This is a genomic window from Helicobacter pylori, from assembly GCF_003638305.1.
GTDB classification, from domain to species: Bacteria; Campylobacterota; Campylobacteria; order Campylobacterales; family Helicobacteraceae; genus Helicobacter; species Helicobacter pylori_DJ.
In genome coordinates, this window is sequence record NZ_MVYP01000012.1 from 38,488 (window position 1) to 50,580 (window position 12,093).

At 39.0% G+C, this 12,093-nt stretch carries 11 protein-coding genes; 6 read left to right on the plus strand and 5 right to left on the minus strand.

Annotated features, from left to right (window positions below; all coding sequences use genetic code 11):
• Positions 1-84 precede the first annotated feature (84 nt).
• The 3 genes from EAL04_RS06185 to gatC are packed head-to-tail and all read left to right on the plus strand — an operon-like array spanning position 85 to position 2,951.
• Positions 85-1,167 (plus strand): hypothetical protein, encoded by a 1,083-nt coding sequence (locus tag EAL04_RS06185; protein ID WP_120974032.1) that lies wholly within the window; start codon positions 85-87, stop codon positions 1,165-1,167.
• A 12-nt stretch (positions 1,168-1,179) separates the two neighbouring features.
• Positions 1,180-2,655 carry a 2,3-bisphosphoglycerate-independent phosphoglycerate mutase gene (gpmI, locus tag EAL04_RS06190; protein WP_120974034.1) on the plus strand — a complete coding sequence of 492 codons (1,476 nt, stop codon included), beginning with the start codon at positions 1,180-1,182 and terminating at the stop codon, positions 2,653-2,655.
• Between the two features lie 14 nt (positions 2,656-2,669).
• The gene (gatC, locus tag EAL04_RS06195) at positions 2,670-2,951 is read left to right on the plus strand and encodes an Asp-tRNA(Asn)/Glu-tRNA(Gln) amidotransferase subunit GatC (protein ID WP_120912207.1); all 282 of its coding nucleotides are present in this window, start codon (positions 2,670-2,672) and stop codon (positions 2,949-2,951) included.
• Between the two features lie 97 nt (positions 2,952-3,048).
• Here gatC and EAL04_RS06200 read toward each other — a convergent pair whose 3' ends face one another.
• Positions 3,049-4,368, minus strand: a complete 1,320-nt coding sequence (locus EAL04_RS06200; RefSeq protein WP_120974036.1) for an adenosylmethionine--8-amino-7-oxononanoate transaminase — start codon at positions 4,366-4,368, stop codon at positions 3,049-3,051.
• Positions 4,369-4,497: 129 nt separating this feature from the next.
• On the opposite strand from EAL04_RS06200, the gene EAL04_RS06205 reads away from it, so the two are divergent.
• The 3 genes from EAL04_RS06205 to ftsZ all read left to right on the plus strand — a co-directional run bounded on the left by EAL04_RS06205 (position 4,498) and on the right by ftsZ (position 8,746).
• Entirely contained in the window at positions 4,498-5,961 is a 1,464-nt protein-coding gene (locus EAL04_RS06205; protein ID WP_120974052.1) for a peptidylprolyl isomerase, read from the plus strand.
• A gap of 15 nt (positions 5,962-5,976) precedes the next feature.
• Positions 5,977-7,458, plus strand: a complete 1,482-nt coding sequence (gene ftsA, locus EAL04_RS06210; protein WP_120974038.1) for a cell division protein FtsA — start codon at positions 5,977-5,979, stop codon at positions 7,456-7,458.
• Positions 7,459-7,588: 130 nt separating this feature from the next.
• Positions 7,589-8,746 carry a cell division protein FtsZ gene (gene ftsZ / locus EAL04_RS06215; RefSeq protein ID WP_000233623.1) on the plus strand — a complete coding sequence of 386 codons (1,158 nt, stop codon included), beginning with the start codon at positions 7,589-7,591 and terminating at the stop codon, positions 8,744-8,746.
• 414 nt (positions 8,747-9,160) lie between these two features.
• Here the strand turns inward: ftsZ and EAL04_RS06220 are convergent, their stop codons facing one another.
• The 4 genes from EAL04_RS06220 to EAL04_RS08015 all read right to left on the minus strand — a co-directional run bounded on the left by EAL04_RS06220 (position 9,161) and on the right by EAL04_RS08015 (position 11,754).
• Positions 9,161-9,730, minus strand: coding sequence for a hypothetical protein (locus EAL04_RS06220; RefSeq protein ID WP_240454719.1), 570 nt, complete (start codon positions 9,728-9,730; stop codon positions 9,161-9,163).
• Positions 9,731-9,903: 173 nt separating this feature from the next.
• Entirely contained in the window at positions 9,904-10,437 is a 534-nt protein-coding gene (locus EAL04_RS06225; RefSeq protein WP_120974040.1) for a hypothetical protein, read from the minus strand.
• Positions 10,438-10,603: 166 nt separating this feature from the next.
• Positions 10,604-11,428, minus strand: a complete 825-nt coding sequence (gene mscS / locus EAL04_RS06230) for a small-conductance mechanosensitive channel MscS (RefSeq protein WP_000343432.1) — start codon at positions 11,426-11,428, stop codon at positions 10,604-10,606.
• Between the two features lie 134 nt (positions 11,429-11,562).
• Positions 11,563-11,754, minus strand: coding sequence for a hypothetical protein (locus EAL04_RS08015; protein ID WP_120974042.1), 192 nt, complete (start codon positions 11,752-11,754; stop codon positions 11,563-11,565).
• Between the last annotated feature and the right edge of the window lie 339 nt (positions 11,755-12,093).

A 12,093-nucleotide genomic window follows, 5' to 3' on the forward strand; every position in this document is an offset into this window, starting at 1 on the left:
CACTTTTAAGACTAAATCATGTTAGAATTATACTTGAATTTATTTTTAGTTTAGTTTATTTTTTAAATACAAAAGGTAGGCGTTTTGAAACATTTAACCCCACTCACTCACACCCTTTTTAAAGCCTTATGGTTAGGCGTAGCCTTAAGCGCATCTTTAAGCTTAGTTGCAGCAGAAAACCCCACTAAAACAGAGCCTAAACCAGCTAAGGGGGTTAAAAACAAGCCCAAATCGCCCGTTACTAAAGTCATGATGACCAATTGCGATAATCTTAAAGACTTTAACGCTAAGCAAAAAGAAGTCTTAAAAGCCGCCTATCAATTCGGATCTAAAGAAAATTTAGGCTATGAAATGGCAGGCATCGCATGGAAAGAATCATGCGCAGGGGTTTATAAAATCAATTTTTCGGATCCGAGTGCGGGCGTGTATCATTCTTATATCCCAAGCGTTCTAAAAAGCTATGGGCATAACGATAGCCCCTTTTTGCGTAATGTGATGGGGGAATTGCTCATTAAAGACGATGCGTTTGCTTCTCAAGTGGCTTTAAAAGAGTTGCTCTATTGGAAAACACGCTACCATGACAATCTAAAAGACATGATTAAATCTTACAACAAGGGCAGTCGTTGGGAAAAAAACGAGAAGTCTAACGCCGAAGCTGAAAAATATTATGAAGAGATACAAGACAGGATCAGGCGTTTGAAAGAATCTAAAATCTTTGATTCGCAGTCTAGTAATGACCAAGAATTGCAAAAAAGCGCTAATAGCAACCTGGATTTAGACCCTATCGGCAACGCCATGCCTCAAACTTTAGCCACCAAAAAAACTCAAATAGAGGAAACTCAAGTAGAAAAATCTCAAACACAAAAATCCCAAGAGATGAAAGAGACAACTAGCGAGCAAACAGCCAACAAGCCAGAAAAAGCAAAAGATAAACCCATGTATTTGGCTCAAATCAATAATGCTGATTTCACACCCGCTAAAAAACGCTCTCAAAAACCGGCTAAAGCGAGTCCAAAACGCTCCTCCAAAAATAATATAAATAATGTAAAAAGCCACACTAAAACCGCTTCCAAAAATTCCAAAAATAAAGAAGTATGTAAAAATTGCTCTCCAGGGCAAAGGAATGCGATTTTAGCCAACCACATCACTCTCATGCAAGAGCTTTAAAAAGTCCTAAAAATGGCGCAAAAAACTCTTTTGATTATCACTGATGGCATTGGGTATCGTAAAGATAGCGATCATAACGCTTTCTTCCATGCCAAAAAACCCACTTATGATTTGATGTTTAAAACCTTGCCTTATAGCCTGATTGATACGCATGGCTTGAGCGTGGGCTTACCTGAAGGGCAAATGGGAAATTCTGAAGTGGGGCATATGTGTATTGGGGCTGGTAGGGTACTTTATCAGGATTTAGTCAAAATTTCTTTAAGCCTTCAAAACGATGGGTTAAAAAATAACTCCGCTTTTTTAAACACGATCCAAAAAAGCCCTGTGGTGCATCTTATGGGTTTGATGAGCGATGGGGGCGTGCATTCACACATTGAGCATTTTATCGCTCTGGCTTTAGAGTGTGAAAAATCCCATAAAAAAGTCTTTCTGCATTTAATCACCGATGGGCGCGATGTCGCTCCTAAAAGCGCTTTAACTTATTTAGAAACCATGCAAAATATCTGCAATGAAAACATTCAAATCGCTACCATAGGTGGCCGTTTTTATGCGATGGATAGGGATAATCGCTTTGAAAGGATTGAACTTGCATATCATAGCTTAATGGGGCTTAATCACACGCCTTTAAGCCCTAGCGAGTATATCCAAAGCCAGTATGATAAAAATATCACCGATGAATTTATCATGCCTGCTTGTTTTAAAGATTATTGCGGCATGCAAGATGATGAAAGCTTTATTTTTATCAATTTCAGGAATGATAGGGCTAGAGAAATCGTGAGCGCTTTAGGCCAAAAGGAATTTAGCGGCTTTAAGCGTCAAGTTTTTAAAAAACTCCATATCGCTACCATGACGCCTTATGACAACACTTTCCCCTACCCTGTTTTATTCCCTAAAGAAAGCGTTCAAAACACGCTCGCTGAAGTGGTCTCTCAACACAACCTGACCCAAAGCCATATCGCTGAGACTGAAAAATACGCGCATGTAACCTTTTTCATCAACGGCGGAGTGGAGACGCCTTTTAAAAATGAAAACCGGGTGCTTATCCAAAGCCCTAAAGTTACCACCTATGACTTAAAGCCTGAAATGAGTGCTAAAGAAGTAACCCTTGCGGTGTTAGAGCAAATGAGATTAGGCACGGATTTGATCATTGTGAATTTTGCTAATGGCGACATGGTGGGGCATACGGGGAATTTTGAAGCGAGTATTAAAGCGGTAGAAGCAGTGGATGCATGCTTAGGGGAAATCCTTTCACTGGCTAAAGAATTGGATTACGCCATGCTTTTAACAAGCGATCATGGGAATTGCGAACGCATGAAAGATGAAAACCAAAACCCCTTAACCAACCACACCGCCGGGAGCGTGTATTGCTTTGTTTTAGGGAATGGAGTCAAATCCATTAAAAACGGAGCCCTAAACAATATCGCTAGCAGCGTGTTAAAGCTCATGGGCATCAAAGCCCCAGCAACAATGGACGAACCCCTATTTTAAACTAAAGGAAAAGAATGCAAATTGATGACGCATTATTGCAACGCTTAGAAAAATTGAGCATGCTAGAGATTAAAGACGAGCATAAAGAGAGCGTTAAAGGCCATTTAGCGGAGGTTTTAGGCTTTGTAGAAAACATCTTCGCTTTAGAAACTAATGATCTAAAAACAGATACGCATCTTAGCACCCCTTTAAGAGAAGACGAACCCAAAAGCCAACCTAACATCGCCAAAGAGATTTTAAGCCACAACAAACACAGCCAGGATCATTACTTCGTTGTGCCCAAGATTATTGAATAGGTTTTATTGAATAGGTTTCATATCAAGTTAAAAGCTTGATTTTTGAAATCAAACAGGCAGAAAAAAGCTATCGCTTGACTAAAATTCAAGCTCTTTACTATTTGTTTTCAGCTTTTTTTAACTCATCAAGAATTTCCACTAACCTCACAATCGCCTTTGTGATTTCTTCATGCGTGATAATATAAGGGGGCATGAGATAGATCGTGTTGTTTAAAGGGCGTAATAACAAACCTTTTTTTAGAGCTTTTTTAAAAACCGCCAAACTCAAACGCTCTTTAGTTTGAATAAAAACTTCAAAGGCAAAGACCATGCCCAAATGCCTTAAATGAGACACCACTTGTTGCTCTATCAAGGGTTTTAACGCGTTTTGGAGCGTTCTAAAAATAAACTCGCTTAAAGCCTTGTTTTTTTCAATAACATTTTCTTTTTCAAAAATATCCAGCGTGGCGTTCGCGCATGCGCATGCTAGGGCGTTTCCTGTGTAGCTGTGCGAATGCAAAAACGCTTTATTTTCTTCATAGGGGGCGTAAAATTGGTTATAAATTTCATTGCGGGTTAATAGTGCGCTTAAAGGCAAATACCCCCCACTAATCCCTTTAGACAAGCATAAAAAATCAGGCTCAATTTCGCATTGTTCATAAGCAAACATGCTCCCTGTGCGCCCAAACCCGGTAGCGATTTCATCAAAAATAATGTGGATATTTTTTTGCTTGCATAACAAAACGGCTTGTTTTAAATACTTCGCGCTATAAATATGCATATTCCCTGCGCATTGCAAAAGAGGCTCTGCAATGAAAGCGCAAATTTCTTCACCATGCTTATCTAACAAACGCTTTAAAGCGTTCAAACTATTTTCTATCTCGCTGTCGTTTTTAGGCACGGGCGTGATGAGATTCTTGAGCAATAAGGGGGTGTAAGTGTCTTTATAAAGTTTCACATCGCCCACGCTTAACGCTCCCAAAGTCTCGCCATGATAGGAATTAGAAAGCGATAAAAAAAGCTTTTTAGGGCGCGTTTGATTCTTTAAAAAATGGGCGTGATAGCTCATTTTCAAAGCGATTTCAATACAAGATGAGCCGTTATCCGCATAAAAGCATTTGTCCATGCTAGTGAGTTGGCAGAGCCTTTGAGAGAGCGTGATAATGGGCTTATGGCTAAAAGAGGCCAAAAGGACATGCTCTAAATTGTCAATTTGATTTTTGAGCTGTTGGCTGATGTAGGCGTTATTATGCCCAAAAAGATTCACCCACCATGAGCTGATCAAATCCATATAAGCGTTATCATTAAAATCATAGAGGTAAATCCCTTGAGCCTTTTTAATGGGGATAATGGGGAAATTTTGATGCTCTTGCATTTGCGAGCAAGGGTGCCAAAGATACTCCAAATCCAAAGCGGCTAAATTTTCTTGAAAATTCATGTTAAAAACTCTCTATAATAAGGATAATTTTAATAACCTTTGGTTAAAATAAGGTTATTTGATTTTACTATAAGGTTGTTTAAACCTGAATTTCACATTTTTGATTTTTTAAAAGGGATTAGAGTTCTTATGATTGAATGGATGCAAAATCATAGAAAATATTTAGTGGTTACAATATGGATAAGCACGATCGCTTTTATTGCCGCTGGGATGATAGGCTGGGGGCAATACAGCTTCTCTTTAGATAGCGATAGCGCTGCCAAAGTGGGACAGATTAAGATTTCTCAAGAAGAATTAACCCAAGAATACCGCCGCCTTAAAGACGCATATGCTGAGTCTATCCCTGATTTTAAAGAACTCACTGAAGATCAAATCAAAGCCATGCATTTGGAAAAAAGCGCTTTAGATTCGCTCATCAATCAAGCCCTATTGAGGAATCTCGCTTTAGATTTAGGGCTTGGCGCTACCAAGCAAGAAGTGGCCAAAGAGATCAGAAAAACGAGCGTTTTTCAAAAAGATGGTGTTTTTGATGAAGAATTATATAAGAATATCTTAAAACAAAGCCATTACCGCCCTAAACACTTTGAAGAAAGCGTTGAAAGGCTTTTAATCCTTCAAAAAATCAGCGCTCTATTTCCCAAAACCACCACCCCTTTGGAGCAGTCTAGTTTATCGCTTTGGGCAAAATTGCAAGACAAATTAGACATTCTTATCCTAAACCCTAGTGATGTTAAAATCTCTCTTAATGAAGAAGAGATGAAAAAATATTACGAGTCCCATAAAAAGGATTTTAAAAAGCCCACAAGCTTTAAAACACGCTCTTTATATTTTGACGCTGGTTTAGAAAAAACTGATTTGAAAGAGTTGGAGGAATACTACCATAAAAACAAGGTGTCTTATTTGGACAAAGAGGGGAAATTGCAGGATTTTAAAAGCGTTCAAGAGCAAGTCAAGCATGATTTAAGCATGCAAAAAGCGAATGAAAAAGCCTTAAGGAGCTATATCGCTCTAAAAAAGGGGAATGAGCAAAACTACACCATGCAAGATTTTGAAGAAAACAACTCCCCATATACTGCTGAAATCACGCAAAAACTCACCGCTCTCAAGCCCCTTGAAATCCTAAAACCAGAGCCTTTTAAAGATGGTTTTATTGTGGTGCAACTCATCTCTCAAATTAAAGACGAATTGCAGAATTTTGATGAAGCCAAAAGCGCTCTTAAAACCCGCCTAACTCAAGAAAGAACCCTTATAGCGTTGCAGGCATTAGCTAAAGAAAAGCTTAAGGATTTTAAAGGGAAAAGCGTGGGCTATGTAAGCCCTAATTTTGGAGGTACTATTAGCGAACTTAACCAAGAAGAAAGCGCTAAGTTTATCAACACCCTTTTTAACCGCCAGGAAAAAAAGGGGTTTGTAACGATAGGTAATAAAGTGGTACTCTATCAAATCACAGAACAAAATTTCAACCACTCCTTTAGCGCAGAAGAAAGCCAATACATGCAACGTTTAGTCAATAACACTAAAACGGATTTTTTTGATAAAGCGTTGATAGAAGAATTGAAAAAACGCTATAAGATAGTCAAATACATTCAATAAATGCAAGGGGAAATCATGGAACATAAAGAAATCGTTATAGGGGTTGATATAGGCTCTAGAAAGATTTGTGCGATAGTGGCTGAATTTAAAGAAGGGATTTTGCGCATCATTGGCACAGCCCATCAAGACTCCAAAGAAATCAATTCAAAAGCCATTAAAAGAGGGCGCATTAATAGCCTTGCTCACGCTTCTAACGCCATTAAAGAAGTGATTAATAGCGCTAAAAAAATGGCAGGTTTGAACGCTGATGAAGACAGGAATAACCCCATTTCCTCCTTTAGAGAATCGTATTACCCTAAAACTAAGGCGATTGTTTCTTTTTCTGGGGCTTATACTGAAAGCATTAGAGATGTTACCGGTGTGGCTAGCACTAAAGACAATGTGGTAACCATTGATGAAATCAATCGCGCTATCAATAACGCATGCGCTAAAGCAGGCTTAGATAATGATAAACACATTTTGCATGCCCTCCCCTATCGCTTCACTTTAGACAAACAAGAAGTGAATGACCCTTTAGGGATGAGCGGGACTCGCTTGGAAGTCTTTATCCACATTGTCTATACAGAAAAAAACAACATTGAAAATTTAGAAAAAATCATGATCCAATCTGGAGTGGAGATTGAAAACATCGTGATCAATTCTTATGCAGCCTCGATTGCCACCTTGTCTAATGACGAAAGGGAATTGGGCGTGGCTTGCGTGGATATGGGCGGAGAAACATGCAACCTTACGATTTATAGCGGCAATTCCATACGCTATAACAAATACTTACCCGTAGGCTCTCACCATTTGACCACGGATTTATCGCACATGCTCAACACCCCATTCCCTTACGCTGAAGAAGTTAAGATCAAATACGGGGATCTTTCTTTTGAAAGCGGCACAGAAACGCCCTCTCAAAGTGTCCAAATCCCTACCACCGGCTCGGATGGCCATGAAAGCCATATTGTGCCGCTTAGTGAAATCCAAACTATCATGAGGGAAAGGGCTTTAGAAACTTTTAAAATCATCCACAGGAGCATTCAAGATAGCGGCTTAGAAGAGCATTTGGGCGGAGGCGTTGTGTTAACCGGTGGGATGGCTTTAATGAAAGGGATCAAGGAATTAGCCAGAACCCATTTCACTAATTACCCGGTGCGTTTAGCAGCCCCTGTGGAAAAATACAATATCATGGGCATGTTTGAAGATTTGAAAGATCCTCGCTTTTCAGTCGTGGTTGGCTTGATTTTATACAAAGCAGGGGGGCATACCAATTATGAAAGAGACTCTAAAGGGGTTATCCGCTACCATGAAAGCGATGATTACACAAGAACAGCCCATCAATCAAGCCCTACCCCCCATATCCATTCATCGCCCACAGAAAGGAATTTGAGCGATTTAAAAGCCCCTAGTGCTCCTTTAAACACCGCTAAAAACGATGACTTCTTGCCTATAAAACCCACCGAACAAAAAGGTTTTTTTAAAAGTTTCCTTGATAAGATTTCTAAAATCTTTTAAGATACAGCCATTTCTTTATGCGATAAAAACGCCTTGATAGTTATCAAAAGCCAGAAAACATGGTATAATCCTTTAGCTATTTACAAAAGTTTAAGATTTGCAAAAATCGTATCTCAAGGGGAATGTGGCTATGGTTCATCAATCAGAGATGGAAAATTATAATATTGGTCAAGCGAGCATTGAAGAAGTAAGCGATCCAGCTTATAAAGGGGCTAAGATTGTCGTCATCGGTGTTGGAGGTGGGGGGTCTAACATGATCAAACACTTGGTTGAATACGGCGTGCATCAAGATGTTACCCCCATTGCAACGAACACTGATGGCCAACATCTCAAAAACAATCCCGCTCCGGTTAAAATCCTTTTAGGCAAAGAATCCACTGGAGGTTTAGGCGCTGGAGGGGTTCCTGATATTGGTAGGAAAGCCGCTGAAGAAAGCGCTAATGAAATTAGAGAAGCGATTAAGGACGCCAAATTAGTCATTGTCTCTACAGGGCTTGGAGGAGGGACTGGGACTGGAGCCACCCCCACTATCGTTAAAATCGCAAAAGAAGTGGGAGCGCTAACGATTGCTATCGTTACTAAGCCTTTCAAATACGAAGGGTCTCAAAAAAGCAAGAAAGCCGAAGAGGGGTTAAAAGAATTGGAGCAATCTAGCGATTCTATTTTGGTTATCCCTAATGATAAAATTCTTTTGACCATGAAAAAAAACGCCAGCACCAAAGAATGCTATAAGGAAGTTGATGATGTCTTGGTTAGGGCTGTGAGCGGTATTTCTACGATCATCACTAAGCCCGGTGATATTAATGTTGATTTTTCCGATTTAAAAAGCGCTCTTGGTTTTAAAGGCTTTGCGTTAATGGGTATTGGTGAAGCCACTGGCGAAGAATCCGCTAAATTAGCGGTGGAAAATGCGATCCAATCGCCTCTTCTTGATGACGCTTCTATTGATGGGGCTAAGAGCATTATTGTCTTTTTTGAGCACCACCCTGATTATCCTATGTATGCTTATTCTCAAGCTTGCATATCTATTCAAGAACGAGCCAATCAAGATGTTGATGTTAAGTTTGGCCAACACACGAGCGAGAGTATCCCCATTGATCATGTGCGCGTTACTATCATTGCAACCGGTGCTGAAAGAAACAGCGGTGGAGCGGGTTTGGAATCTATCGCTACGCCCTCTCAGCCTGTGGTGAAACAAACAAGAAAAGTGGGTAATAGCGATTTTTTAAGAATCCCTACTGAAGAAGAACTATCCACACCCACAGCCATAAGGATCCAGCAAGATTAATTGCAGATCTCGCTTTTCTCCCTATTTTTATAGGGTCATAATAAAGCGGTTTGTTGGGTTTGCTCTCATTTATTTTTTTAGAATAAAATTAAGAAGCTTTGATTTTAAAACTTTGATTTTAGTGTGCTGACTTTTAGAGCGTTTGGGGGATTTTAAGGTGCTTAAAGGGGAATATCCCAAAACACCCCCTAATTCTTATAGTTAATAAAACGCTATAACTCAATCTAGTATAAATCCAGGTGTTTAGCATTCACTCCTATACGCATCATCTCTAAAACTATACGCTCCGTTATGAATTTGTGAGGTCAATACATTTTTGACTTGATTGAGTTCTGCATTCTTAAGGGCTGATTGAGAAACTTCAATGACTAGCTGATTGAACGCTTCACCGCTCTATCAATCTCAAAGATAAAATCATATATAAGTGGTGTCTTTAATCAAAGCATAAACTAGGTCTATGTTTTCTGTTTGTCTTATCGCTAATAAGGTGTCGTGGGATAATTTCGCGCTCACATTGATGAACTGATTTAAAAGGTCTTGTTCGTTAATGGAACAATACCCAGCGTTAGTATCAAATTGATTATCTTTAAGAGATTTGGGTTTGTAAGTGTTATCTAGAACGCTATCCATAGTAAAGGAAGCGTTCAAGTCGTAGGAGTATCCAGGAACCCACTTGCTCCAATTTTCCCAACCACCCCTAGTTCCTCTTATTTTTCTCTGCCCGTTCTCTATCAAATTGGCTTTTAATTTAGCAAGAACACTGTTAGCGGTATTACCTTCAGATAAGGCTTTATAGCCACCAAACCCAAATCTGCTTGTTTTTCCATCAGCTTTTATTTTACGCATAAACTCCGTGAAAGCAATCAAAAAGTCAGGGTTTGACTGACCATTAGGTAAGGCTTCATCAGCGATAGAGTTCCTAAATTTAGGGTCTTTTAATTCAGCAAAGGGTTCTCCAAGTCTTGTTTTTTCCCCATCAAGCATCAAGTAGGGGTAAGGGGTAGTGCATATTAAAGTGAATACAGCCCCACGCTTATCTTTAGGGCTGTTGATAATAACGCTGTCTTAGTTGAACTCCCTACCCAAATTCACTATGATGTCTTTGAACTGATTTTTATTATGGAATGGTTTGAGTTCAAAACAAATAAAGCTAGTTTCTATGTTAGCTTGTGGCATACCTGCTTCTCTGTATAACCTTTAACAATTTTGTATCCTATGTAGCCCTTGTATAGGTCTAGCTTTTTTCTCAACCATTTGGTTCTTTTTTCGTTATCAGCGTTAGTGAACATAAAGGGTTTTAAAAGGGCTTCAACTTCCTCTTTTTTCTCGCCCTTTGTTGTCGCATTCAGTTCTAAAATCTTGGTGGCTTCTTTTAATCCATAATCCGCAATAATGGCTTTATCGTTATAAGTTCTATAACCAGAGATAACTGCTACTGGGCAGTTTAGCATCCGATCGCATAATCGGCTCATAGATAAAGCGGTGGTATTCATTTTTTGAGCCATAGTCAAATCATCATAATCCACTAGGTTATTGTCTCTTTTTGACCTTGTGTTTAAAACGGCTCTTAACACTGACTTTTTCTTATCATACTCGTTTAATTGAGCGGATAGGGGTTGGTTAGAGTTGACAGAGATTTTAAAGAGAGGTAGTTGGCTTTTAGCTTCCTTGTATTCCTTAAAGGTGGGCATCAATGAGAGATGATAACGAGTTAGAATGGATAGGGTTTTTTTTCGCTATTAAGTTAACTTGGTGCGTTTAGAATTATCCGCACCGATGAAAAGGTTTTTAAAATCGCTTGACATAGGGTCTCCTTTAAAATTCAAGTATCACTGCAATCAATGCGCCTCACACCAATCACTTAGAAGAGTCTTGATTTTTAATAGCAATATCTAGCTTGTTGAAAGGGATTTCAATGTGGTTAGCGTCTAGGGCGTTTTTGATGCGTTCAATGAGTTCGCTGCGCACATTAAAGATCCCATCTTCAATCTTTGCCCAAACCCTAATGGTGAAATTCAGCGAACTTTGTCCAAAATCCGTGATCCCAATAAAAGTGGGCATGTTTTTATCAATTTTTTCCATTGAGTCAATAACATCTTTTATAGTCTTATGCACCAGTTCAATATCGCTCCCATACCCTACCCCACAAACCCATTCAATGCGCCGACACGCCGTGTTATTGCTATTAATAATATTAGAATTAGCGACACTTCTATTGGGTAAAACCGCCAAGCGTCCGTCATGCAAGCGTAAAGAAGTGTTAAAAAAATTAAGCGCTTCTACTTTGCCCTCTAAGCCAGAGATTTCAATGATGTCTCCTTTTTTGAAAGGGTGTAAAATAATAAGGATTATCCCTCCAGCAATGCTTGAAAGGTAATCTTTTAAAGCCAACGCCACCGCAATCCCCACCGTTCCTAAAACAGTGATAATAGAGGTGGTTTGCACGCCTAGCGTGCTGAGTGCAATGATTGTGGTGATGATAAGGATTAAGATAAAAGTAACCTGCGCGACAAAATTCGCTAAAATCTCATCCTTTTTGGATAAAAGTTTCATGGTTTTGTTCCGTAAGAAAAACGAAAAATAAAAACCTATACAAAAGACAACAATAGCCTTGATTAAGATTATCCCAAAATGCTTTGCCTGCGGAAAAAAATCCACTAACAGCGTTTTAATTTCATCCATAAATCTTTCCTTGCAAATCACAAAATCGCTAAAAGAGACAAGATAACTTACCCTTATGTAGCTAATTTTGACATGTTAGCATGTTTAGGACTAACCTTATTACCACAACTCAAACGCTCAATCTGGTTCCAGTGTCAAATTGACTGGCTTTTAGCGTGCTGTCTAATGAAAAAGGGTTTTTGAGTGTTGAACCTAGAGATTACTTTACGCACACCCCCTACTTGATGGCTACCGCTTACTTTATGGCAATGGTTACCCCCTAGCTTGGCTTTAATGGATTTTATCTTTACGCTATCAACAAATACCGCTCTATAAGATTTTCGCATAAAAGCTATGGTGTGTTTAAAAGTCTCTGAGTAATTCTTTAAGAATTTAGGGGAGTTGGGGATTTCTCAATTTTGGTCAATATTGATGTGGTTAGCAATCTTAATTTTTTGACCCCTTTTATAAGGCTTATAACCTTCTCTTTCCTTTTTCTCAAAGAATAAAAGAATAAAACAATAAACCCCAAAAAAACACTAAACAAACAAAAACAAGCAATCAATAATGAAATTAAATAAAAAGCAAGACTAAAAAAACATTTCCCTATCCCTGCACCGACCTACATTCCCACTCTTGAAAAGAGCAGTATTATCAGCGATGAAGAGCTTGACTTCCAGGTTCGG